The organism is Devosia sp., assembly GCF_028290435.1.
In the GTDB taxonomy this organism is placed as follows: Bacteria; Pseudomonadota; Alphaproteobacteria; order Rhizobiales; family Devosiaceae; genus Devosia.
The window spans coordinates 1-24281 of record NZ_JAQGJV010000031.1 but is presented as its reverse complement, the minus strand read 5'-3'; the positions used below and the strand labels follow the sequence as shown (position 1 = coordinate 24281).

The window sequence follows — 24281 nt, the reverse complement described above, 5'->3', positions numbered from 1 at the left end:
ACTGGACCAGCGGGTCACCGAGCGTGATGCCGCTGGCGTTGATCCGGAACTCGCGGATCGTGTCTTCGTGGGTGCCCGTGCGCTTCTTGACGATCGAAATGGCGCGCCGCACCCGCCCAGCCGCTTCAAAATAGCGCAGCAGGTTCTCGGTATCGGCCAGATAGGTGACGTCCACCGGCGCTTTCATATCGCCGACCAGCCCATGCTGCGCAACGGTGAGGAAGGTCGTGGCGCCCTGCCGGTTCAGATATTGCAGCAGTTCATGCATGTGCAGTAGCAGCGCATGTTCCTGCGGCATGGCGGCCTGATAGCCATTGAGGCTGTCGATCACGACGGTTTTGACCTGCGAGGAATCGACGCGCTCGCGTACGCGATGAGCAAATTCACCCGGCGACAATTCGGCCGCGTCGACCTGCTCGATGAACAGGTTGCCGGTCGCCTGCATCGCCGCCAAGTCGATATTCATGGCCTTGGCACGGGCGAACAGCAGGCCCAGTTCCTCGTCGAAAATGAACAGCGCGACCTTCTCACCACGCTCCACCGCCGCCTTGGCGAAATGCATGGTGAGCAGCGACTTGCCCGCGCCGGCCGGTCCCAGCACCAATGCACTGGAGCCGCGCTCCAGCCCGCCGCCGAGCAGGGCATCGAGCGCCGGAATACGGCTGGTCAGGGCACTGCGCTCAAAGCTGGTTTTGTGCTCACCGGCCACGAGGCGCGGAAACACGCTGACACCGCCGTGCTGGATGGTAAAATCATGATAGCCGCCGCGATAGGCCTGGCCGCGATACTTGATCACCCGCAGCCGCCGCCGCTCGGCCCCATAATCCGGCGCCAATTCCTCCAGCCGCACCACGCCATGGGCGACCGAGTGAACAGTCTTGTCGTTGGACTCGGTGGTCAGGTCATCCAGCATCAGCACGGTGGCGCCATTGCGGGCGAAATAATGCTTGAGCAGCAGGATTTGCCGCCGATACCGGAGCGAACTCTGGGCCAGAAGCCGGATTTCCGAGAGGCTATCGAGCACGATGCGGGACGGCTTGATGCGTTCGACCGCCTCGAACATCGCCTTGGTGGTTTCACCCAGCTCCAGGTCCGAGGAAAACAGCAGGGTTTGTTGCTGCTCGGCGTCGAGCAGGCTTTCGGGCGGCGCCAGCTCGAAAATGTCGAACTTGTCGCCGATGTCCCAGCCATGGGACGTCGCCGTCATGCGCAATTCGTCCTCGGTCTCGGACAAGGTCACGTAGAGTCCGGTTTCGCCATTCTGGGCGCCATCGAGCAGGAATTGCAGGGCGATCGTGGTCTTGCCGGTGCCGGGGCTGCCCTCAAGCAGATAGAGATGGCCACGGGTCAAGCCGCCAACCAGGATATTGTCGAGCCCCGATACGCCGAGCTTGGCTTTGGTGGCGATTGATTGATCTGACATGACGCTCACTTAGAAAACGCTGGCGGCTTTGCACCGCTCCGACCCCGAATTCTCGAAAACGGCGTGTGGCGCCAAAGAGTTCCCGTACGAGACGAACACTGGGCCAAAAAACTTCGCCGCCCTTTGAAGCCGCGCCCGCTTCCCGTAAAGTCGGGCTGCGTCCAGTCTCAGGAATCGGTTCTCATGCATCTGCTGCTCGTCGACGGCTCGGGTTATATCTTTCGCGCTTTCCATGCCCTGCCTCAGCTCAATCGCAAATCCGATGGCCTGCCCGTCGGCTGTGTGCAGGGCTTTTGCAACATGCTGTTCAAGCTGACCGAGGACATGAAGGGGGATGACGCGCCCACCCACATGGCGGTGATCTTCGATCACTCCGGCAAGACTTTTCGCGATGACATCTATCCGCAATACAAGGCCCAGCGCCCGCCGGCGCCCGAAGAACTGGTCCCGCAATTCCCGCTGACCCGCGCCGCCACCCGCGCCTTTTCGATCCCCTCGATCGAAATGGAAGGCTGGGAGGCCGATGACATCATCGCCACCTATGCGTGCAATGCGCGCCGCGAGGGCTACAAGGTCACCATCGTGTCCTCCGACAAGGACCTGATGCAGTTGGTGGAGCCCGATGGCTCGATCCGCCTGCTCGATACCATTCCGCGTCCCGGCCAGCCGCCGCTGCGCTGGATCGGCATGGACGAGGTGTTTGCCAAGTTCGGCGTGACCCCGGATAAAGTGATCGACGTGCAGGCGCTGTGCGGCGACAGCGTCGACAACGTGCCCGGCGTGCCCGGCATCGGCGTCAAGACCGCGGCCGAGCTGATCAACCAATATGGGAGCGTGGAAAACCTGCTCGACCATGTCGACGACATCAAGCAGAACGCGCGCCGCGAAAAGCTGCGCGAGAACGCCGAAAGCGCCCGCATTTCCAAGCGCCTGGTGACCCTGTCGCAGGAGGTGCCGGTGGAACTCTCGCTCGATGCGCTGATCCGCGTGCCGATGGCGCCGGGGGCATTGTTCCCCTTCCTCAAGGCGATGGAATTTGCCACCATCACCAAGCGCCTTGCCGGCCTGCTCGATGCCGATCCCGATGCCTGGGAGGCCGATCCGGCTATCGCCGCCAGCGGCCGCGATCCGCGCAAATCGGCCGACCTGTCGGTGGCGCGCGCCAAACTGGCCGCCCCGCAAGTGCCCGGCACTGGCCCCACCCTGCATGCCCAGGAAGAGCATGCGCGCATCAAGGCCATCCCGATCGATTATGACGCCTACGAGACCGTCACTACGCTGGACCAGCTCAGCGCCTGGGTGGCGCGCATCGTCGACAAGGGCCATGTGGCCATCGATACCGAGACCACCGGCCTTGATCCGCAATCGGCGGACCTCGTGGGCGTGTGCCTCTCCACCGAGCCGGGCAATGGTTGCTATATTCCGGTCGGCCATTCGCGCGGCGCCGCGAGCCTGCTCGATGAAGGCGGGCTGGTCGAGGGCCAGTTGCCGATCCGCGAGGTGCTCGACATTCTCAAGCCGCTGCTCGAAAACAAGTCGATCCTCAAGATCGGCCAGAACACCAAATACGACACGTCGATCTTCGCGCGCTACGGCATCACCATGGCGCCGATCGATGACACCATGCTGCTGTCCTACGCGCTCGATGGCGTGCAATATAACGGCCTCAACGTGCTGGCCGATAACTGGCTCGGCCATACCGGCATTTCCTTTTCGGACCTCGCCGGCACCGGCAAGGCGCAAAAGACCTTCGACCAGCTCGAAATCCCCGCCGCCGCCCGTTACGCCGCCGAGGACGCCGATCTCACGCTGCGGCTCTGGCATGTGCTGAAGCCGCGCCTCGCTGCCGAAAATGCCACCACACTTTACGAAACGCTGGAGCGGCCGTTAGCGCCGGTGCTGAGCCGGATGGAATCGCGCGGCATTTCAGTCGATCGTGCCATTCTCTCGCGCCTCTCGGGGGATTTCTCCCAGCGCGCCGCCGCCTTCGAGGCCGAAGCCTATGAGCTGGCCGGACAGAGCTTCAACCTGGGCTCGCCCAAGCAGCTGGGCGAAATCCTCTTCGACAAGATGCAGCTGCCCGGCGGCTCCAAGACCAAGACCGGCGCCTGGGCTACCGGCGCCGACGTGCTTGAGGACCTGGCGCTCAAGGGCATTCCGCTGGCCCGCACCATTGTCGACTGGCGCCAGCTCACCAAGCTCAAGGGCACCTATACGGACGCCCTGCCCGCCCATATCAATGCCCGCACCGGCCGCGTGCACACCTCCTACAGCCAGGCCTCGGTGTTGACCGGGCGCCTGTCGTCCAACGAGCCCAACCTGCAGAACATCCCGGTGCGCACCGAGGACGGCCGCAAGATCCGCAGCGCCTTCGTGGCCGCGCCCGGCAAGATTTTGATCTCCGCCGATTATTCCCAGATCGAGCTGCGGGTTTTGGCCCATATCGCCGATATCCAGGCGCTCAAGGACGCCTTCGAGGAAGGCCTCGACATTCACGCCATGACGGCATCCGAAATGTTCGGCGTGCCGGTCGAGGGCATGCCCAGCGACGTGCGCCGCCGCGCCAAGGCGATCAATTTCGGCATCATCTACGGCATTTCCGCCTTCGGCCTCGCCAACCAGCTCGGCATTCCGCGCGGCGAGGCAGGCGACTACATCAAGACCTATTTCGAGCGTTTTCCGGGCATCAAGGACTACATGGACGAGCAGCGCCGCCGGGTGAAAATCGACGGCCACGTCACGACGCTCTTTGGCCGCAAGATCCAGTTCCCCAACGCCAATTCCGCCAACCCGTCCGAGCGCAGTTTCGTCGAACGCGCCAGCATCAACGCCCCCATCCAGGGCACCGCCGCCGACATCATCCGCCGCGCCATGATCCGCATGGAGCCGGCCTTGAAGGCGGCCGGCATCGAAGCCGACATGCTGCTGCAAGTGCACGACGAACTGATCTTCGAAGTGCCATTGGGGAGCGAGGCGACGGCGATGCCGGCGATCACGAAGGTGATGGAGGGCGCGGCGGAGCCGGCGGTGCGGCTGTCAGTGCCGATCCGGGTCGATGCGCATGCGGCGCATAATTGGGATGAGGCGCACTAGCGAGGTACTAAAACGGCTGTGAAAAAACACGAAGATGAAGGCGATAGAGGCTTACTCTGTACGCGCCATAGAATACGTTGGTAGGTAACTAACAGGGTAATAGAAAGTGCAGGACAGCGCCGGATCGAAAATTATTCCGACTCGATATGGCCGTTATCTGCGTGAACACGAAATCCTTCGCGTCTCAGCGAGAATTGGGGGTGACCCTATTCAGGCCGCGGAGGCGGCAAGAAGAGAAGTGTTAGTCTGGGCACAAAACAGAAGTGGCGGACAACTTCCTACCGAAGCTTGGTCCTTCGAAGGTTTCGAGGTTTTTGCGGGCGGGAGAACAAGTGTCGCCGTCAGAATCGCCGGCCTAGATTCCGATATTTGGGCCATAAGGGCTGATGACCCGGATAAGATTGTACCCGGACGGATATGGACCACTGAAGTTGTGATCGGCAGGCACAAGGCAGAGCAACCGAGATTTAGCCTTCGACTTCTGGCAAGCTCTCAAGAGACGACTCTTGACGTATCGCCGCATGTTCCTGGTTTGGTTCAACAGGTCAGCGAAAATCACGGGCTTTACGTCAACAATATCGACGCGTCTTTTGAGCCTGTCGATTTCATCGATGAAATCGACGTTAAGACATTGATTGATCTCATATTAGACCCGACTCGGAAAATTCCAATCTTCGTTCTTTCCTCGGTTGTTCAACCCGACGGCTCCTTGTCCCCATTGATTGAGAGTGCAGGGCTCGCTCGAGCTACATTGGGTATTGGCTTTGTGGCAGTGGTTTCGCCCGAGGCAAGTTGGGCATTAACGGACTATTTTGGCAGGGCGCATTCAGTTTTTAGCGGTGGAGTCCGAGCGTACCTTCCTGGGTTCAGTAGAAGTGCCAACCCTTTTGATCACCGCTTGATTGTGGCTGACCAACTTGGGACGACGGAAGCCAAAGAGCGATGCGGGCGCTGGCTACGTCTCATGGCGGCTCAGCAGAGCATTAGGGCGAACAAGATAGGCGAAGAGGTGTTGGCGTTCTCGGCAATCCGGAACTCCTCCTTGAAGCTTCGACAAGAGTCACTTGTGAGAGAGGGCGCAACCGACACGGAGAAATTAGTCGCGGCTGAGGTGCGGATTAGCGCTCTCGAGAAGGAAGTGGCGGAGGAGCGGACGGCGCAGGACTATTTTGATGAGGAAGCAAAGAAATCTGATGAACGCGCACGAGCGGCTGAGGCACAGCATCGTGCATCTGTTTTTCGGATTCAAGAGCTCCTTGGGCTATTAAAAGAGAAGGGTGCGCCGGAGGATGAGGTAGCAAGCGTGCCGGAAACGTGGGCCGACTTTACCAATTGGTGCGACACCGTTCTGGCCGGGCGCGTTGCGCTTGCGCCGGCTGCAAGACGCGGAGCTAGATCGCCAGATTTTGAGGATATCGCGCTCTGCGGTCGAAGCCTGCTTTGGCTTGCAAACGAATACCGAGACGGTCGGTTAAATGGCAGTGAACGCGATTACAAGGACTATGCCATAGAGGCGGGAATTCGAAACGCTCGATGTGGAGGAGATGAGTTTGAATTCGAGTGGCAAGGACGACGCGAGACGGCTGACTGGCATATCAAGAATAATTCCGATACTCGCGATCCAAGGCGTTGTCTGCGCATCTACTATTTCTGGGAAGAGGAAACGCGGCAAGTAGTCATTGCCGATATGCCAGCGCACCGCCGATCAGCGGTAAGTTAATGGGCCATTTTACTTGGTAGCCGTGTATCAGCTCGGTGTGCAGGAGGTTACCATGCGCCGCTCTCAGGTACATTCCGGCTTGCGCTGGAATGACACCGTCGGCGGGGCGTGCAAATTCCATCAGAACTGCTCTCTACCTCCTACTTCACCTCAATCCCCACCACATCCTTTACGCTCCGTCCGCCATGCACATCGCCCGGCACCACCAGCCGCAGGTGGTCGAACGAGGCTTTGCCATCCGCGCCGTCATAGGCCAGCAGCACCTGCGTGTTGGCGAAGTTGGGGTCGAGTTCGCCCAGGGCGACCGAGACGGCGTAGCCGTCGCTGCCGGTGATCAGGAGCGTGTGCTTGAGGGCGGCGTTCTTGCCCTCGTCGTTGACCAGCACGGCCTTGTTCACCAGGTCCCATAGCAGCGCACCGGTATAGTGGCCGGTTTCGGGGCCCTTGGAGGTTTCGAAGCTGACATCGAGCGTGGTGGCGGGGAGCGCCTTGAGGGTCGTTTCGTCGAGGGTCAGCGGCGTGGTGACGGCGCCGGTCAATTGCGCGGGGCCGGCCTGCGCGAAGACGGTGGCGGGCAGGGCCAGGAGGGCGAAAACCAGCGACAGGGCAAAACGGGACATGGGTCACTCCGATATGTTTGGACAACCATATCGGGCATGGGTGGCGCTGGCCAGATGGCAGAGTGGCGTCGCCGCAAACAAACCATGGGAGGGTCTGGCGGCCCGTCTTGGCCTTGGGTAACCCGCCCGGCTTTGCCCGGACGGCGCCGCGTTACGCCCGGCTGAGCCGCAAGCCGTCGATCGCCATGGCGAGCACGCGCTGGCGCTGTTCGGCGCTGGGAAAGGTCACGCCCGCCACGCCCGCGATGAGGCGCATGACGTCGTCGATGTCGGTATCGGCCCGGACTTCGCCCGCAGCCTGCGCCCGTTTCAGCAGCGGCTCGCCGGCATTGTAGAAGGCGTCGCGGCAGGACCGGACCATGGCGGATTCCCGGTTGAGCGCCTCGATCAGCACCTTCTTGGTGGCGGCGTATTCGACGAAGCGCCAGAGCCAGCGCTGCAGCGCCTCCCAGGGCGGCAGGCCTGCTACCTCGGCGGCGGCGCGGACCAGGTCCTCGGCACCATCGATATAGACGGCCTCGATCAGCACGGCGCGGGTGGGGAAATTGCGGTAGAGCGTGCCGATACCAACGCCAGCGCGGCGGGCGATATCCTCCAGCGAGGCCTCGGTGCCGTTTTCGGCAAAGGCGGTGCGCGCCGCAGTCAGCAGCGCATCGAAATTGCGCCGCGCATCGGCGCGATGAGGGCGTTGGACGGCAACAGTGATGGTGTCCACCGCTGCGGACATGGCTGATCTCCCGGAATGACCTTGCAAGCGGAGGGTCCCTCCGCTATATAGAACCGGAGGCATCCTCCGCATTGAGGTCTTGCCTGTTCTATATCGGAGCCTGCCTCCGGATAGTCAAGTTACAAGGACGTTTGTCATGACTTCCACCAAGCGCGGCCCCGCCGCCGCTATCTTTCCTATTCTGGCGATCAACGTCGCCATCTTCGCCATGCTGCAATCGTTGCTGGTGCCGGTGCTGCCGATCATCCAGGCCGATCTGGGCACCACGCCCGCTGTCGTCACCTGGACATTGACCGCCTGGCTGCTCACCGCAGCCGTATCGACGCCCATTCTGGGCAAAGTCGGCGACATGATCGGCAAGCGCCGCACCATCGTCATCGCGCTGGGTGCCGCGGCTTTTGGCAGTCTTGTCGCCACCTTCGCGCCCACTATCGAACTGGTGATTGCCGGCCGCGTTATCCAGGGTTTTGGCGCCGCGGTGTTCCCGCTGACCTATGGCATTGCGCGCGACGAATTCCCCAGCGCCCGCATGCCCTCGATCATCGGTGCGCTGTCGGCCATTATCGGCATCGGCTCGGGGCTGGGCACAATCCTGGCCGGCCCCATCGAAAGCGCCTTCGGCTGGCGCGGCCTGTTCTGGATTCCGATGGTGTTGTTTGTCGCCAGCGCCACGGCGACGCGGTTCGTCGTTCCCGAGTCGCCGTTGCGTACTGGCGGCAAGATCAACTGGCTGGCGGCGGTGTTGCTGGCGGGTTGGCTGGTGAGCCTGTTGCTGCCGCTGAGCTTCGGCACCCGCTGGGGCTGGGCGTCGAGCAATGTCATCGGCCTGTTTGTCGCGGCCGCGGTGCTGTTCGCCGCCTGGATCGCAGTGGAAATCCGTTCGGCCAATCCGCTGATCGACATGAAGCTGATGCGCCTGCCCGGCATCTGGACCAATAACCTGACCGCGCTGCTGTTCGGCGCGTCGATGTTCGGCGTCTTCGCCTTCCTGCCGCAACTGGCACAATTGCCGGCCTCGGCCGGGTTCGGCTTCGGTGCCAGCGTCACCCAATCGGGCCTCCTCATGCTGCCCATGCTGGTGGCGATGGCGGTGGCCGGGTTTGCTAGCGGGCCGATAGTGCATGTGGTGGGGTTCAAGTATCAGTTGGCGCTGGGCGCGGCCTTCGTGGCGCTGTCCAGTGCGGCCCTCGCGCTGTTCCATGCCAGCCAATGGGAGGTGTCGGTGGCCGGCGCGGTATTCGGGCTAGGCCTAGGCTTCGGCATCGCCGCCATGGCCAGCCTGATCGTGCAGACGGCGCCGGCCGGGCAGACAGGGGTCGCCAGCGGCATGAACTCGAACCTGCGCACCATCGGCGGGGCGATCGGGGCGGCACTGATGAGTGCGCTGGTTACCGGCAATCTGCAGGCCAATGGCCAGCCGGCCGAGATCGGCTTCGTCGCCGGCTTCTTCGCCATGGCGGGTCTTGCGACGCTGGCAATCGCGGTGGCGTTCCTTGTGCCCGGCACGCGCCGAACCACCATCGCCATGGACCCGATGGAGCGATTGGTGCCGGCCGAGGCCTGAGCGTCTTGCCACCGACACGGCAAAGGCCCACATCTGGGTGCCGGACCCGTCCGGCACCAGCGTCAAAAGATAGTGCGACTTCGCTGCGAGCCGATGCATCCATCCGCCCGCAACGACGTTTCCCTATCCAACTCAGCAGGAGCGTTAGCATGAGCAATCTCGACGGCATCAAGGAACATATGGAAGTCATCGGCGCCGACGGCGTGCATGTCGGCACTGTCGACAAGGTCGAAGGCGGCCGTATCAAGCTGACCAAGGCCGATAGCGGCGAAGGCAGCCATGAAGGCCATCACCATTATATCGAGGGCCAGTTGGTCGCCGAGATCGAAGGCAACAAGGTTCGCCTGTCGGCGACCGGGGCCAATGCGGTGCTGTTCGAAGAAGAAGAAGGCGGCGGTCAGGCCTGATCGCCTTACTGCGGGCGATGTTCGACCAGTTCCTCATCGCCCAGGAAGGCGTTTACCCCCAGGCGCTCGCCGAGTTGCGCGCCGGGGAAAAGCGCAGCCACTGGATGTGGTTCATCTTTCCGCAACTCGCCGGGCTTGGCCACAGCGCCACCGCCCGGCGTTTTGCTTTGCACAGCCTCTCCGAAGCGCGCGACTATTTCGATCATCCCGTGCTGGGCGAGCGGCTTCGGGAATGCACGCGCGCGGTGCTGCACAAGGCCGGTGTGCCCAGCGAGCCAGGGCCGAGCATTTTCGAGATTTTTGGCGCGCCCGACGATCGCAAGTTTCATTCCTGCATGACGCTGTTTTCGCGCGCGGCGCCGCATGAACCGCTGTTTCGCCGCGCGCTGGTGGTGTTTTTCGACAGCGTCGAGGATATCGAGACGATCAAGCGGCTCTGACGGGATTGGGGTCCGGCGTTTCGCCTGGATCGGGAAATGGATCGCGGTCCGGAGGCATAATGGGCTCTTCGCCCGGCTCGACGGGATCGCTGATTGGATTGGGGGTGGGATCGGCCGGCACCGGCTCTGGCCCCATCGGCGGCACCGGGCCGGGATTGGTCTCATCAGGCAGGGTCGGCACGCTGGGTTCGGTGGGCATGGGAGTGGCTCCTTGTGCCAGACCAACTGCCGACGGACGGCGCGGTTCCTTCCAGCTTATCCCCGCGCAGTCTGGAAGGGGCATTATGGCTCCATTCCCTCCAGCGGCCCCGTGCTGGGACGGGCAAAGGGGGCGGGCTTAGCGGCGCTCAAGTGTCGCGGTCCGCCCCTCGCCATTCGGCGGGATGGCGAGGGACACAATCAGCTTGGCGGTGTCGAACAGTTCGGGGGCGCGTTCGGGCCATTCCACCAGCACGATGGCGGCGGGATTGTCGAGCAGGCCGAGTTCATCGACTTCGCGCGGATCGCCCAGGCGGTAGAGATCGGCATGCAGCACCGCGCCCTTGGGCGTGTCATAGGGCTGCACCAGGGCGAAGGTCGGCGAGGGCACGTCGAGGTCGGCATCGCCCGCCAGAGTGCGGATGATGGCGCGGGCCAGGGCGGTTTTGCCGGCGCCCAGATCGCCCAGCAGCAGCACCAGGTCGCCGGGCTTCAGGCTCGCCGCCAGTTCGGCGCCCAGCGCGTCGGTGGCCTCGGGATCGGCGAGCAGCCGGTCCATTATTCGGCGACGCCGGCCATGGCGCTGTCGCGCGGCAGGTTGACGGTGATGCGGCTGCCACGCGGTTCGCGGCGCTCGGCGGTGATGGTGCCGCCATGCAGGTTGACGAAGGTCTTGACGATGGCAAGGCCCAGGCCCGCGCCGCGCTGGCGGCCGGCGGGCGCATCGATGCGGGTCAGGATGGCGTTTTTCATTTCGTCGGTCAGGCCGGGGCCCTCGTCCTCAATGACGAACAGCATGCGCTCGGAACGCGCCGACACGGTCAGCTTGATCTCGCCACCGGGCGGGGAGAAGCGCGCCGCGTTGGACAGCAGGTTATAGAGGACCTGAACGATGCGGGTGCCATCGGCGATAAAGGGCGGCAGGTGATCGTCGACCTCGACCGTCAAGTTGATAGGCTTTTCGCCCGAGATTTCGGGGAAGGTCGCGGACAGGCCAGCGCGGGCCTTGTCGACGAGGCTGGTGACGTCCTGCAATTCGGGGCGCAGCTCCGCGATGCCGGCATCCACCGAGGCCAGGTCCAAAATATTGTCGATCAGCACGCCCAGCGTCACTGAGGAGGCGCGGATGTAATCGGTATAGGAACGCTGACGCTCGGTGAGCCCGCCGCCTTCGCTACTGGCCAAGAGGTCCGCGAAGCCGATGATGTTGGTCAGCGGCGAGCGCAGTTCATAGGATACGTTCTCGACGAAGGCATCCTTGAGCAGGTCGGCGGCGACCAGCGCGTCATTGCGCTCTTTCAGCACCTTGGAATAGCTGGCGCTTTCGGTGACATCGAGGAAGGTCATCATGGTCTGCCCGTCGGGCAGGCGGGTAATGGCATAATCCAGCAGCCGCCCATCGGCGCGGTTGATGCGGCCGGTGGTGTCGGAGCGGGTCGGGTTGAGGTCGATAATGCCGCGCTTGAGATCGCGCCAGATGCTGGCGCCATCATCCGGCATGGCCCGGCCCGAGGCCTCGGCGATCTGGTCGATATGGGGGCTTTGGCCCAACTCGTTCATCGGCAGCTTCCACAGCCCGGACAGGCGTGGATTGGAAATGGTCAGGCGGCCATTGGTGCCGAACACCGCCACGGCCTCGCTGAGCGCATTGATGGTTTCGCGCTGCACATTGGTGAAGGCCTTGTTGGTGCTTTCGAGCTTGAGGCGTTCGGTAATGTCCTCGAACACGTAGATGACGCCGCCCCTGGCGCCGGCTGGGGCCGCGATCACCTTGATGGTGCGGCCATCGGGCAGATGCCAGGGCTCGTTGTCGCGCGGTGCCTTGAGGCTATAGGAGGTCAGGTGTTGCGCCCGCCAGGTCTGGTAGTCGACTTCGGAGGGCAGCATGCCCTCGGTCCGCAACTTGTCCAGAATGGCGCGCTCATCGAGGCCGAGCACCAGGAATTTGGGGTCGAGGTGCCACAGATTGGCATAGGCCTGGTTGAACTGCACCAATTCGCGATTGGCGTTGAAAATGGCGATCGGGGTGGCCAGCGCGCCGATAATGCCGGTGATATGGGACAGCGTCGCATCGGCCGGCTTGGCGGCGACCTCGGCGGGGCGGAAATAGCCGGCGCGGCCGTTTTCGAGCGGAAACTCGACCAGCTCGAAGGCGCCCTGTTCGGGCCAGGCGACCGGGAGCATCGCCTTTTGGCCGTTGGCGCAGGCAGCGAGGTGTTTCTTCAGCAGCGGCGCATCGAGCAGTTCGGCCGGCGCGGTCTCGCTGCCTGCCTTGCCGAGGTCCTTGGCGAGCTTGAGATAGGCCGCATTGGCGAAGACCAGCCGGCCGGAAGCGTCGCGGGCAAAGGCGGGCTGGTCCATCATCGCCAGTACGGCGCGGGCGCTGGCGAGGTCGCCGGTGGCGGAGGTGACGGCAAGCTGCGGCATTGCCGGTTCGGGCTGCAGGAAGGCGGGGCGCAGACGCAGGGCCGCGCCGCCACCCAGCACCCAGCCATTGGCGCGCACTACGCGGCCATCGAGCGCCTTGAGGCTGGCGGCGAAGGCATGGCCATCGACGCGCAGGGCCTCGAGCAGGCGGGCCAGCCGGTCGGCGTCGTCGCCGATGAGCCAGGAGGAGAAGTTGAGGACGCTTTCGGGTTGTCTTCCGGGCGGCAGCACCGAGGCGACCTGCCCGAGGAACTTGACGCCGCCAGTGCCATTTTCGGTCCAGAACACGGTGACTTCGCGAGTGCCCGACAGCAGCACTTCGTATTCGTCGACCAGGGCGCGCAGGCTGGCGATCTGCTCGCCGGCCCGTTGTCGGGCGGCCTTGCCGTCGACCAGCATGCTGCGCACGATGGCCATGGCGACCAGTGCGAAACCTCCGGCACCGACGGCGATGGCCAGCGGCGCGGCGCCGCCAATGGTGGTGCCGGAGCCGGACTGTGCGAGGGCGGGCACAGCCGATAGTAAGGTTAGGGGTGCGGCACCGAGTACCGCGAATCCCCAACGTCTCCGGAAACGATCCGGCGCCATGCGCTGCCTCTTTAAACTGTTGTCGATGCCAGGCCGGCCCGTTTTCCGGGTCCGGAACGCATGCACTCAAAGCGGAGCGACGTACGCCGAATCAGTTGATCCTGCCGCCCCATTCGCCGGCCTCGAGCTTTCCCATTTTGATGGACTCAAAATGGGGCTCTCGGTCTTTGCTTGGTCACGTTTCCGAACCGCAAAAGTGGTATCCACTTTTGCTGGAAACGCTCTAAGCGCCCCTGACCGCCGAATCACCTCACCATACCGGTCGCGTGAATCGGCTAAAAGAGTCTTAATGGCTGTGCATAGCGGGCAAATCATTGATATGCCCACTTGACGGAGAACGAAGCAGAAACGAACAGGGGCAAACAAAAAGGCCAGCCGGACGAACCGGCTGACCTTGAGCATAACAGCAATAGGGATAAATCAGTACCTGTATTCGCCCGACTTAAATGGCCCGTTCTGCGAAACACCAATATAGTCGGCCTGGGTCTTGGTCAGTTTAGTCAGCTTGGCACCGAGCTTGGCCAAGTGCAGTTCAGCCACTTTCTCATCGAGATGCTTGGGCAGAACATGGACTTTCTTCTCCAGGTTCACCCCATTGGTCCACAGCTCGATCTGGGCCAGGGTCTGGTTGGCGAAGCTGGCGCTCATCACGAAGCTGGGGTGGCCGGTGGCATTGCCCAGGTTCACGAGGCGCCCTTCGGACAGCAGCAGCAGGCGCTTGCCATTGGGCTGCTCGATCAGATCGACCTGTGGCTTGATATTGGTCCACTTGAAGTTGCGTAGGCCCAGGACGTCGATCTCATTATCGAAATGGCCGATATTGCAGACGATGGCCATGTCCTTGAGGTTGCGCATGTCATCGACCATAAGCACGTCGCGGTTGCCGGTGGCGGTGACGACGATATCGGCGCGATGGGCGGCGTCCTCGAGGGTCACGACCTCAAAGCCTTCCATGGCGGCCTGCAGGGCGCAGATCGGATCGACTTCGGTGACCAGAACGCGGGCGCCGGCGCCACGCAGCGATTCGGCCGAGCCTTTGCCCACGTCGCCGAAGCCGCAGACGATGGCGACCTTGCCGGCGAGCATCACGTCGGTGCCGCGACGGATGGCGTCGACGAGGGATTCACGGGTGCCGTACTTGTTGTCGAACTTGGACTTGGTGACCGAATCGTTGACGTTGATGGCGGGGAACGGCAGCTCGCCCTTGGCGTGCAGCTGATAGAGGCGCATCACGCCCGTGGTGGTTTCTTCGGACACGCCGCGGATCGCGTCGCGGATCTTGGTGAAGAAGCCGGGGCTCTGGGCCAGGCGCTTGCGGATGGTGGCGAAGAAGATTTCCTCTTCTTCACTGCCCGGCTTGTCGAGGATGGAGATGTCCTTTTCGGCCTTGGCGCCGTTGAGGATATACATGGTGGCGTCGCCGCCATCGTCGAGGATCATGTTGGGGGTGAGGCCATTGCCCCAGTCCATCATGCGATCGGTGAACTGCCAGTATTCCTCAAGGCTCTCGCCCTTGTGGGCAAATACCGGGACGCCGGCGGCAGCGATGGCGGCCGCAGCGTGATCCTGGGTCGAGAAAATGTTGCACGACACCCAGCGCACTTCGGCGCCGAGAGCAACAAGCGTCTCGATCAGCACGGCGGTCTGGATGGTCATGTGCAGCGAGCCGGCAATGCGCGCGCCCTTGAGCGGCTGGGCGGCGGCATATTCCTCGCGGATCGACATCAGGCCGGGCATTTCGATTTCGGCGATGGTGATTTCCTTGCGACCGAAATCGGCAAGGGCGATGTCTTTGACCGCATAGTCGGTCGGCTTGAGGCTCATGAGGATGCTCCGGGCATGATCAGGGACGATTGAGGGGGCTTATACGCGGAGGGCTGCTGCGGATCAACCGGGGATATAAAGATAAGTTTATATCCCGGTAATGAGTTATCTGGGGCGGAGAACACCCCCCTCCTACCTCCCCCATCAAGGGGGAGGTTTCTCTCCACTCGTTAAACTGGATCGAGCCACACCCACCGGCAGACACCTCCCCCTTGATGGGGGAGGCTGGGAGGGGGTGAGGGGTAGCCCCAATCAATATATGATGGGCGCTTACCGATAGGCCGGATACCGCTTCTTGAACGGCATCGCCAAGAACCGCCAAATCCCCGACATCAGCAAATACCCCACCAGCAATCCGCCACCCGCATAGAGGATGCCTTCGACCGTCACCGGGACCGCAGGCTTGTAATTGTCCAGCGTCCGCGCGCCAATATCGGTATCGAAATACGCGGGCATCATCTGGAAGCGCTCCACCGCATTGGCGTTCTGAATGCGAGCAAGCGTCGCACTCAACTGCTCGTAGCGCGCGAAATTGGCCGCCTCGCTGGTGCCGCGTCCGGCCAGAAATTCGTCCGAAGATGCCTCGAATCGCGTCAGCGCCTGCTGCCGGTCGAGCCCGGCCTCCTGTGCGTCGTGATCGAATTTCTCGGTGACGATGCGCAACTCATCGACGGCGCCGCCCAGGCGCTGGGTATATTGCTGGGCATATTCGGGGAACTGGCTGAGCGCGACGGCCAAAGCCACACCACCAATACCGGCAACGACACGCCGCATGAACTGCTCTCCTTGGACCGGGTCAACGGCAGCGTCTCGTCAGCGGTTCCAGTCGACCTTGCGCGATGGCCCGCCCAGCGACAGTACGACCGCGTCGATGAAGTCCGTCTTAAACCTGGAATAGGCCTCGCGATCCTCGCGAAACCGGGCGGCCAGATCTTGCTTGAGGGTGAAGTAAGCGGCGCGAACCTGCGCATTGGCGCGCAGGTGGTCACGGAACATCAGATGCCGCGTGACCTCGTCGGCATCATCATGGATATGCAGGTGATGCGTGCGACGTGGCGCCGGCGGCAGGCCTTTGGCGAGGTAAAGCTTGGTGGTGTCGGGATTGGCGGCCCAATAGGAATAGCTCAGGGCCTCCAGCGCAGCAATGGCGGCACGCGCCGCCTTCAAATCAGCGACCAGCGCAATGATATCGATGATGGGCTTAGCGGGAAGGCCGGGGATCGAAGTCGACCCCATATGCTCCAGGAGAAGCGGCGGCGTGGCAAAGCACGGCAGGATCAGCGCGCGCTCGGCTTCGAATGCTGCAGGCCAAGCCGGATCGGCCGCATGCAGTTCGATCGCCTCGCTCACCCCGCGGCCCCGTCGCTATCCTCGTCAAAGCCGTTATTGACCAGCTCGACGATGGCTTCGAGCGCCTCGCGGGCCTGTTTGCCGCTGGCCTGCACCAGGATGGTCGAGCCGGGGCCTGCCCCCAGCATCATCAGACCCATGATGGAATTGCCGGCCACCGAGGTGCCGTCCTTGATGACGCTGATGGTGGCGTCAAAGCACTCGGCGGTGCGCACGAAGCGCGCCGAGGCGCGGGCATGCAGGCCCTTGCGATTGACGATGGTCAATTGCTGCGCGACCGCGCGGTCGCCGGCCGCGGTTTCCATCAGCTATTGCCCAAAATCGAGTTCGCGACGTTGATATACTTCCGCCCGGCCTCCTGGGCCATGTTGACGGCTTCCTTGATCGGCATGTCGCCGCGGATGCGCGCCAGCTTGACCAGCATGGGCAGGTTGACGCCGGCGATCACCTCGACCTGGCGGTTCTGCATCACCGAAATGGCCAGGTTCGACGGGGTGCCGCCGAACATGTCGGTGAGGATGATGACGCCGCCGCCGTCCTCGGCATCGTCGATGGCCTTGAGGATGTCGTTGCGGCGCTCTTCCATATTGTCGTCCGGACCAATGGCGATGGTCTCGCAGTGATCCTGCGGTCCGACGACATGCTCAAGCGCCGACTTGAATTCATGGGCAAGCGCGCCATGCGTCACCAGAACCATACCGATCATGCAATTTCCCCAGACTGCCCGGAACGCCCAGTCTACGACGTTTAAGGCATGCCAGTATATCCCGCCACGCCCCACGCGCTATCAAAAGGCCGGTATATCCCAGCCTAAAGCGCCTTGGGAGCTCAGTCTTGCCCCGGTACGGCACGGATTCAAGTGGTATTTTGTCACGCCAGGAGCGAGCGCGGGCTCAATGCCGCGATGGCTTCGCGGACCAGCAGCATCTGATGGCCCAGCCCGACGACGCCGGCCTTGGGCACGGGAGCCCGCGCGACCGTGGTGCCGAGCAGGTCGGTGGAGAATTCCTCCTCCTCCAGCATGCGGGCGAAATCCTCGACCAGATCGATCACCAGGTGCACGCGCGCCTCTGACTGCTGCGGCCGCCGCACCAGGCCGCGCCCGCGCAATTCGACCAGCCCGCCCAGATTGGGCGGCGCGTGCATGGTGACGATATCGTCCTTGGCGCTCAGATCGACCCGATCGTCGGAGACGAGGAACGATGGCTGCCCCCGATCGGTCCAGCGATCGAGCAGGCTCAGCGCCAGCACGGACTTGCCGGCGCCGGAGGGCCCGCGCAACAAGACGCCGATTTCGCCCAGGACCAGCCCAGTGCCATGCACGTTCTTCGGTTTGCTCATTGCGGCAATCTATTTGCGCGCCTTGGGCAATACAACAGAGAACACGGCGCCGCTCCGGTCGGTGCGATTATGCGCCTTGATGGTTCCTTTGTGGGCTTCCACGATCTGCTTGGAGATCGACAGGCCCAGCCCCGAATGGTCGCCAAAACTCTCGGTATCGGGGCGGTCGGTATAGAAACGCTGGAAGATGCGGGTGACGTCGCCGGTGATGCCGCGACCCTCGTCGGTGATGGTGACGCTGATATCGTCGGCGTCGGTGGCGAGCGCCACGCGCACGCTGCCGCCATCGGGCGAGAACGAGACGGCGTTGTCGATGAGGTTGGAGAACACCTGCGCCAGCCGGCTTTCATGGCCGTTGACGATGGCGGCGCCCCGCCCGACGCGCTTGGCCATTTCGACATGGACATTGCGCTGGGACGCCATGTCGTTGTGCATCGACACCATGGCTTCGGCCAGCTTTTCGATATCGACGCGCTCGGCGCCTTCGCGCGCCAGTTCGGCATCGAGCCGGCTGGCATTGGAAATATCGGAAATCAGGCGATCGAGCCGGCGCACGTCGTGCTGGATGATGGCGTTGAGCCGTTCGAGATCCTCGGGCCGCTTGGCGCGCGGTAGGGTTTCCACAGCGCTGCGCAGCGAGGTCAGCGGGTTCTTCAACTCATGGGCCACATCGGCGGCGAAGCGCTCGATGGCCTCGATGCGGTTATAGAGCGCATCGGTCATCGAGCGCAGGGCGCCCGACAGATGGCCGATTTCGTCGGTGCGGTCGGTGAAATCGGGAATTTCGGCGCGGGCATTGCCGGCGGTCTGCACCCGCTCGGCCGCCGCCGACAGGCGCCGCATCGGCCCCGCAATGGTGCCTGCCAGCAGCAGCGACAGCGCGATCTGCACCGCCGCGGCGATCAGCGCGATGCGCAGGATGCCCCAACGCTCCTGCGTCACGATCTGGTCGATATCACCCGGCGCGGTGGACAGCAGGATGACGCCCACCACGGCGCGCAGGCGCTGGACCGGCACGGCGACCGAGACGACGAGCTGATTATGCGCATCGACGCGCACGAAATCGGCCGGCGCGCCCTGCAGCGCCGAATCCACCTCCGGATAACGGCGGCCTTCGTCGATGTCGTATTCCTGATAGGTCGGATAATTGTCCCCCGGCACCCAGGCCAGCATGGCATTCCACCAGTCCCATAGGAAGAACGGCGGCTCGGTAGTGATGGTCTGCCGGATCACCTCGCCGCGCGCATAGATATTGTCGCTGTCGAGAATCATCAGCCCGCCCTGATCATAGATCCGGGCGCGGGTGCGGGTGGGCGTGATCAGGTTGCGCAGCAGCGGCGCCACCCGCTCGGGATTGATGGGAAATTCCAGCGTCGGATCGAAATAGCTCAGCGGCGACACCGAGGAGCCGCTTTGCAGCTCGAGCAGGCGATCGGGGTTGACCGAAATCACGTCGCTATCGACGGTGGCCGAAGCCGCGACGGCCGCCGCGATGATTTCGCCCTGCACGCGCAGCGATTGCACGCGGGCATCGATCAGCCCGGCGCGCCACTGGTTGAGGTAGAGGATGCCCACCACCAGCACCAGCAGACCCGCCAGGTTCAGCACCATGATGCGGCGCGTCAGGCTGGAGAAAATGGTGAAATCGAGGAACTTCCCGATGCCATAGGCCAGCTTGTAGAACGGCGTGATCAGCGTGCGCCAGAGGTGGCGGCGCCGCCTGGGCTCCTTAGGAGGCGGGGCAGCCGTATGCTCGACCGGCGCGGTAGCGCCAGTGTCCTCTTCACGATCCTGATCCAGAATAGCCAAGGGCTTCTTATTGCTCCTTGAAGCGGTAGCCGACGCCATACAGCGTTTCGATCATTTCGAAGTCGTCGTCGGTGGCCTTGAATTTCTTGCGCAGCCGCTTGATGTGGCTGTCGATGGTGCGGTCATCGACGTAAACCTGGTCATCATAGGCGGCGTCCATCAGGGCGTTGCGCGATTTGACCACGCCGGGGCGCAGCGCCAGTGCCTGCAGGATCAGGAATTCGGTCACGGTCAGGGTGACGCGCTGGCCCTTCCAGGTGCAGGTGTGGCGCTCTTCGTCCATCACCAGCGAGCCACGCTCGATCAGCGCCTTGCCCGAACCGGGTTCGCCCGGCGCGCCGGCCGGAGCCGAAGGATCGCGCGGGGCCGCGCGGCGGAGGATCGCCTTGACGCGCTCGACCAGCAGACGCTGGGAGAACGGCTTGGTGATGAAATCATCGGCGCCCATCTTGAGGCCGAACAGCTCGTCGATTTCCTCGTCCTTGCTGGTGAGGAAAATCACCGGCACGTCCGATTTCTGACGCAGGCGGCGCAGCAGCTCCATGCCGTCCATGCGCGGCATCTTGATATCCAAAATGGCCAGGTCCGGCTTGTCGGTGGTCAGGCCCTCAAGGCCCGACGCGCCATCCGTATAGGTGGCGACCTGATAGCCTTCGGCTTCCAGCGTCAGCGACACGGAAGTGAGAATATTGCGGTCGTCGTCCACCAGGGCGATCTTTGGCATGAGCTGCCTTTCTCTTGTTTTATAGACAGGCACAACGGCCCGGACGCTTTTAGGCTTGCGCTCTTGCAAGCGACAAATACGCGTTAAATATGGCGCGGCCAAGGGTAACGCCACCTGGCAACCCCTACAAAAGCCGATGCAACTTCAGTCTTAAGACCGATTCCGGGATGGTTGGTGTTCGCTCCCATGCAGTAGTTTGCGCTTAGTTAGCCGACACGCAAAGTCTTTTCGTGCCGGAGATTGGGAGCGACAAGATGAGCATGTTCGATCATCAGGCCCTGCGCCAGACTATTGTGGAGGGCGCCGGCGCCCTTTCGCTCAACGCCATCGCGCCGGCATTGGTGGCACTGGCGCTGGAGCGCCGCGAGGCCGAATTGACGGCGGACGGCGCCGTCTCGGTGCGGACCGGCGCTTTCACCGGGCGCTCCCCCAAGGACAAGTTCATCGTTCGCGACGGGCTGACCGAGAACAGCGTGTGGTGGGACAATGCCGGCGCCATGAGCCCGCACGATTTCGATGTGTTGCTGGCCGACGCCATCGCTTCGCTGACGGGCCAGGACCTGCATCGCCAGGACCTGCTGGCAGGGGCCGATCCGCGCCACCAATATGGGGTGACGGTGCTGACGCCGAGCGCCTGGCATGCGCTGTTCATCCGCAACCTGCTGATCCGCCCCGGCGAGGTCGAGACTGGCTCGAGCGCGACGCAGGTCACCATCGTGCATGTGCCGCACTTCAAGGCCAATCCGGCGCGCCATGGCAGCCGCACCGATACGGTGATCGCGCTCGATATGAGCCGCAATATCGTGGTTATCGCCGGCACGCTCTATGCCGGGGAAATCAAGAAGTCGGTGTTCAGCCTGTTCAATTTCCACGCACCGCGCCAGGGCGTGCTGCCGATGCACTGCTCGGCCAATCTGAGCGCCAACGGTGAAACCGCGCTGTTCTTTGGCCTGTCGGGCACCGGCAAGACGACGCTCAGCAATGACGCGGCGCGTCCCCTGATCGGCGACGACGAGCATGGCTGGAGCCAGGACGGCGTGTTCAATCTTGAGGGCGGCTGCTACGCCAAGACCGTCAAGCTCAGCGCCAGCGCCGAGCCCGAAATCTTTGCTGCCACCAAACGGTTCGGCACGGTGCTGGAAAACGTGGTGCTCGACGCCAACCAAGTGCCCGAATTCGACGACGTCTCGCTGACCGAAAACACCCGCGCCGCCTACCCGCTCAGCGTGCTGCCCTCGATTGCCAAGGGTAGTGTCGGCGGCACGCCGCGCACGGTGGTGTTCCTGACCGCGGACGCCTTTGGCGTGCTGCCGCCGATTGCCCGCCTCACGCCAGAGCAGGCAGTTTATCACTTCCTCTCCGGCTACACCGCCAAGGTGGCTGGCACCGAGCGCGGCGTGACCGAGCCGCAGGCGACGTTCTCGGCCTGCTTCGGCGCCCCTTTTATGCCGCTACACCCCAGCGTCTACGGCGACATGCTGGCTGAAAAACTGCGCAGCAGCGGCGCCAGTGCCTGGCTGATCAATACCGGCTGGACCGGCGGCGGCTACGGAGTGGGCAAGCGCATCGACATCGCCTCCACCCGCCGCCTGCTCAACGGCGCGCTGGGCGGCACGCTGGAGCGGACCCCGATGCGGATTGACGAACTGTTCGGGTTTGAAGTCCCGCTGGCGGTGGAGGGTGTCGATGGCAAGCTGCTGACGCCACGTGCCACCTGGGCCGATGGCGAGGCTTATGACGCCAAGGCGATTTATCTGGCGGGGCTGTTCCGCAAGAATTTCGAGAAATTCGGCGGCGTCGCCGATGCTTCGGCCGGGCCGAGATTAGCGCAAGCGGCGGAGTAGGCGCCGGGGCATTCATCGATCTGAGCGCTCCTAAAATCAGCATCACCTCAATTCCTCGGCTCCATCGTCCCCTCCCCCTTGAGGGGAGGGCAAGGGTGGGGGGAGGCCTCATCGGGAGTGGAGCCCCGCCCGAGTTGATCGCCACTCTCGCGGCGCCTTCCCCCCACCCCCAGCCCCTCCCCTCAAGGGGGAGGGGAGCGCGGTTCTGCGCTTCATCGAAGATCGCGTCGCATGGAATGGCGTGACGAAGCTCTCGTGCTGGGCGTGCGCCGACACGGCGAGTCGAGCGTGATTGCGGAATTGATGACGCGCGAGCATGGCCGTCATCTTGGCATGGTGCGCTCGGGCCGCTCTCGCGCCATGCAGCCCGTGCTGCAGCCGGGCAATTCGGTGGACGCCACCTGGCGCGCGCGCATCGAGGAACATCTGGGGCTCTACGCATTGGAGGCCATGCGGCTGCGCACATCCGATCTCATGGCCTCATCGCAGGCGTTGCACGGCGTTGGCCTCGTCTGCGCCTTGCTGCGGCTTCTGCCCGAGCGCGAGCCTCATGTCGCGCTGTATGAAATGGCGCGCCTGATTGTCGATCGCCTGCACGAGGCGGGCATTGCGCCAGCCCTGATGGTGCGGCTCGAAATGGCGATGCTGGTGGAACTGGGGTTCGGGCTCGATCTCAACGAATGCGCGTCGACCGGCGCGAAAGATGATCTCGTCTATGTGTCGCCGAAGTCGGGGCGCGCCGTCTCACGCATCGCGGGCGAGCCCTGGCGGGACAGGCTGCTGCCGCTCCCCGATTTCCTGACCGCCGACGACCCGGAAGCGCCCGTGGAACGGGACTCTGTTCTCGCGGGGTTTCGCCTGACAGGATATTTTCTGGAGCGGGATCTTTTCGCGGCGCGCGGCGTGCCCATGCCGGACTCGCGCGCCGCCTATCTGGCCTGCCTTTAAGGGGCGCAGACTTCGCGAAGCTCGACGCGCGTCACGCCATAGCCCTCGTCCAGCGGCACTTCGCGGGTCGCGCAGTTTTCGCTGGCTTCCACGCGGTCCGATTGGGGACCAGCGACGGCGAAAGCGCCGGCGCCGAGAATCGTTGCAAGCGCGAGGAAGGATATCGTGCGGATCAAAAGTTTCACGCCAATGGACCTGTTTTTCAGATGAATACGATGCGTTCTCAGCCTCTTAAATGCGGCTTTGAGTCGCGAAGTTCCGCACCAATGCGCGGATTGACAGAACAGATGGTGGCGAAGGGTTAATGGCGCGGCGCGTGAGACGCAAGTGCCGATTGGCCACACTGGCTTGCAAGTTGGGCCTTGCCGGTGGACGGGACAAAAAGGGAACTTGCGAGCCCGCGGGGCATGCTTTAACCCCGACGCATGGCCAAGCCCTTCACGCCGCCGGCGCCTCCGGCCGAACCCGATCCGATCAATCTCAGGGATGCGCTCGAAGAGCGTTATCTCGCCTATGCGCTGTCGACCATCATGGGTCGCGCGCTGCCGGATGCGCGCGACGGGCTGAAGCCCGTGCATCGGCGCATCCTGTACGGCATGCACATCCTGCGGCTCGATCCGGGCTCCACGTTCAAGAAATGCGCGAAGATCGTCGGCGACGTGATGGGTTCGTTCCATCCGCACGGCGACCAGGCGATCTATGACGCGCTGGTGCGCCTCGCGCAGGATTTCGCAACGCGCTATCCGATGATCGAAGGGCAGGGCAACTTCGGCAACATCGACGGCGATAACCCCGCCGCCATGCGATACACCGAAGCCCGCCTGACCCTGGTCGCCCAGGCCATGCTCGCCGGCATCGATGAGGACGCGGTCGATTTCCGCCCGACCTACGACGGCGAGGAATCCGAACCCATCGTCCTGCCCGGCGCCTTCCCGAATCTGCTGGCCAACGGCGCAGCCGGCATCGCCGTGGGCATGGCAACCTCGATCCCGCCGCACAACGCCGGCGAAATCTGCGCCGCCGCCATCCACCTGATCCAGCATCCCGAGGCCACCACCGCCGACCTGCTGCGCCACATGCCCGGCCCCGACTTCCCCACCGGCGGCGTGCTGGTGGAAGACCCGGCCGCCATCCTGACCGCCTACGAAACCGGCCGAGGCGGCTTCCGCCTGCGCGCCAAGTGGGAAGTGGAAAAAGGCAAACACGGCACCTGGTGCATCGTCGTCACCGAAAT

At 63.4% G+C, this 24281-nt stretch carries 23 protein-coding genes; 8 read left to right on the top strand and 15 right to left on the bottom strand.

The window, feature by feature from the left end; genetic code table 11:
• Positions 1–1423: ATPase domain-containing protein (locus tag JWP26_RS08725; protein WP_299725878.1), on the bottom strand; the 1423-nt coding region annotated here is incomplete at its 3' end.
• A gap of 183 nt (positions 1424–1606) precedes the next feature.
• Between JWP26_RS08725 and polA the strand changes: the two genes are divergently transcribed.
• Positions 1607–4516, top strand: coding sequence for a DNA polymerase I (gene polA / locus JWP26_RS08720; RefSeq protein ID WP_299725875.1), 2910 nt, complete (start codon positions 1607–1609; stop codon positions 4514–4516).
• A gap of 106 nt (positions 4517–4622) precedes the next feature.
• The gene (locus JWP26_RS08715; protein ID WP_299725872.1) at positions 4623–6236 is read left to right on the top strand and encodes a hypothetical protein; all 1614 of its coding nucleotides are present in this window, start codon (positions 4623–4625) and stop codon (positions 6234–6236) included.
• Positions 6237–6376: 140 nt separating this feature from the next.
• Here the strand turns inward: JWP26_RS08715 and JWP26_RS08710 are convergent, their stop codons facing one another.
• Entirely contained in the window at positions 6377–6856 is a 480-nt protein-coding gene (locus tag JWP26_RS08710; protein WP_299725869.1) for a molybdopterin-dependent oxidoreductase, read from the bottom strand.
• 151 nt (positions 6857–7007) lie between these two features.
• The gene (locus tag JWP26_RS08705) at positions 7008–7583 is read right to left on the bottom strand and encodes a TetR/AcrR family transcriptional regulator (protein WP_299725866.1); all 576 of its coding nucleotides are present in this window, start codon (positions 7581–7583) and stop codon (positions 7008–7010) included.
• Positions 7584–7719: 136 nt separating this feature from the next.
• Between JWP26_RS08705 and JWP26_RS08700 the strand changes: the two genes are divergently transcribed.
• The 3 genes from JWP26_RS08700 to JWP26_RS08690 all read left to right on the top strand — a co-directional run bounded on the left by JWP26_RS08700 (position 7720) and on the right by JWP26_RS08690 (position 9994).
• Entirely contained in the window at positions 7720–9147 is a 1428-nt protein-coding gene (locus JWP26_RS08700) for an MFS transporter (RefSeq protein ID WP_299725863.1), read from the top strand.
• Between the two features lie 149 nt (positions 9148–9296).
• Entirely contained in the window at positions 9297–9554 is a 258-nt protein-coding gene (locus JWP26_RS08695; RefSeq protein ID WP_299725860.1) for a DUF2171 domain-containing protein, read from the top strand.
• 17 nt (positions 9555–9571) lie between these two features.
• Positions 9572–9994, top strand: coding sequence for a DUF1810 domain-containing protein (locus JWP26_RS08690; RefSeq protein WP_299725857.1), 423 nt, complete (start codon positions 9572–9574; stop codon positions 9992–9994).
• Here the strand turns inward: JWP26_RS08690 and JWP26_RS08685 are convergent.
• The 11 genes from JWP26_RS08685 to JWP26_RS08635 form a co-directional block, all read right to left on the bottom strand.
• A complete protein-coding gene (locus JWP26_RS08685; RefSeq protein ID WP_299725854.1) occupies positions 9981–10193 on the bottom strand; it encodes a hypothetical protein in 213 nt (70 codons plus the stop codon). The genes JWP26_RS08690 and JWP26_RS08685 overlap by 14 nt on opposite strands.
• A gap of 138 nt (positions 10194–10331) precedes the next feature.
• Positions 10332–10751, bottom strand: coding sequence for a tRNA (adenosine(37)-N6)-threonylcarbamoyltransferase complex ATPase subunit type 1 TsaE (tsaE, locus tag JWP26_RS08680; RefSeq protein ID WP_299725851.1), 420 nt, complete (start codon positions 10749–10751; stop codon positions 10332–10334).
• Positions 10751–13132, bottom strand: coding sequence for a PAS domain-containing sensor histidine kinase (locus tag JWP26_RS08675; protein WP_299725849.1), 2382 nt, complete (start codon positions 13130–13132; stop codon positions 10751–10753). The genes tsaE and JWP26_RS08675 overlap by 1 nt, the downstream gene beginning before the upstream one ends.
• A 495-nt stretch (positions 13133–13627) precedes the next feature.
• On the bottom strand, positions 13628–15031 hold the full coding sequence (gene ahcY / locus JWP26_RS08670) for an adenosylhomocysteinase (RefSeq protein WP_299725847.1): 1404 nt from the start codon (positions 15029–15031) through the stop codon (positions 13628–13630).
• 270 nt (positions 15032–15301) lie between these two features.
• Positions 15302–15805: a DUF2937 family protein gene (locus tag JWP26_RS08665; RefSeq protein ID WP_299725845.1), complete on the bottom strand. Its 504-nt coding sequence runs from the start codon at positions 15803–15805 to the stop codon at positions 15302–15304.
• 39 nt (positions 15806–15844) lie between these two features.
• Positions 15845–16381: a GrpB family protein gene (locus JWP26_RS08660; protein ID WP_299725843.1), complete on the bottom strand. Its 537-nt coding sequence runs from the start codon at positions 16379–16381 to the stop codon at positions 15845–15847.
• Positions 16378–16686 (bottom strand): HPr family phosphocarrier protein, encoded by a 309-nt coding sequence (locus tag JWP26_RS08655; RefSeq protein ID WP_299725841.1) that lies wholly within the window; start codon positions 16684–16686, stop codon positions 16378–16380. The genes JWP26_RS08660 and JWP26_RS08655 overlap by 4 nt, the downstream gene beginning before the upstream one ends.
• On the bottom strand, positions 16686–17087 hold the full coding sequence (locus JWP26_RS08650; RefSeq protein ID WP_299725838.1) for a PTS sugar transporter subunit IIA: 402 nt from the start codon (positions 17085–17087) through the stop codon (positions 16686–16688). Before JWP26_RS08650 ends, JWP26_RS08655 begins: the two co-directional genes overlap by 1 nt.
• A gap of 164 nt (positions 17088–17251) precedes the next feature.
• Complete coding sequence (locus tag JWP26_RS08645) at positions 17252–17722, bottom strand: hypothetical protein (protein ID WP_299725836.1); 471 nt, start codon at positions 17720–17722, stop codon at positions 17252–17254.
• Positions 17723–17731: 9 nt separating this feature from the next.
• The gene (locus JWP26_RS08640; protein WP_299725834.1) at positions 17732–19531 is read right to left on the bottom strand and encodes a sensor histidine kinase; all 1800 of its coding nucleotides are present in this window, start codon (positions 19529–19531) and stop codon (positions 17732–17734) included.
• A 7-nt stretch (positions 19532–19538) separates the two neighbouring features.
• Complete coding sequence (locus JWP26_RS08635) at positions 19539–20255, bottom strand: response regulator transcription factor (RefSeq protein ID WP_299725832.1); 717 nt, start codon at positions 20253–20255, stop codon at positions 19539–19541.
• A gap of 254 nt (positions 20256–20509) precedes the next feature.
• Here JWP26_RS08635 and pckA point away from each other — a divergent pair, with 254 nt between their 5' ends.
• A complete protein-coding gene (gene pckA / locus JWP26_RS08630; RefSeq protein ID WP_299725829.1) occupies positions 20510–22099 on the top strand; it encodes a phosphoenolpyruvate carboxykinase (ATP) in 1590 nt (529 codons plus the stop codon).
• A gap of 231 nt (positions 22100–22330) precedes the next feature.
• Complete coding sequence (gene recO, locus JWP26_RS08625) at positions 22331–23047, top strand: DNA repair protein RecO (protein WP_299725826.1); 717 nt, start codon at positions 22331–22333, stop codon at positions 23045–23047.
• On the opposite strand, the gene JWP26_RS08620 is transcribed toward recO, so the two are convergent.
• Positions 23044–23232: a hypothetical protein gene (locus tag JWP26_RS08620; RefSeq protein ID WP_299725823.1), complete on the bottom strand. Its 189-nt coding sequence runs from the start codon at positions 23230–23232 to the stop codon at positions 23044–23046. The genes recO and JWP26_RS08620 overlap by 4 nt on opposite strands.
• Before the next feature lie 240 nt (positions 23233–23472).
• Here JWP26_RS08620 and JWP26_RS08615 point away from each other — a divergent pair.
• Positions 23473–24281, top strand: an 809-nt coding sequence (locus JWP26_RS08615) for a DNA gyrase subunit A (protein WP_299725820.1), incomplete at its 3' end; no start/stop codon positions are given.